The organism is Streptococcus mitis, from assembly GCF_001074635.1.
GTDB classification, from domain to species: domain Bacteria; phylum Bacillota; class Bacilli; order Lactobacillales; family Streptococcaceae; genus Streptococcus; species Streptococcus mitis_E.
Map to the genome: position 1 here is coordinate 1 of NZ_JUQO01000188.1, position 216 is coordinate 216.

Annotated in this window: 1 protein-coding gene; it reads left to right on the plus strand. The window is 44.4% G+C overall.

Features of this window, described 5'->3' with window-relative positions; all coding sequences use genetic code 11:
• Window positions 1-216: Rib/alpha-like domain-containing protein (locus ADI58_RS07625; RefSeq protein ID WP_049522072.1), on the plus strand; the 216-nt coding region annotated here is incomplete at both ends.

The window sequence follows — 216 nt, forward strand, 5'->3', positions numbered from 1 at the left end:
TGTAGCCTTAGTGACCTATCCAGACGGAACAGTCGATGAAGTCACAGTCCCAATCACGGTGAAAGAACAAAAAGATACGTTCAACCCAACGGCAAAAGAACCGAACCAAACCGTAAAACACGGAGGTGACCCAAGCTCAGAAGGAAGTATCAATACAGATGGCTTACCAAAAGGTACAACCTACACATGGGTAGAAAAACCAGATACCAATACAAC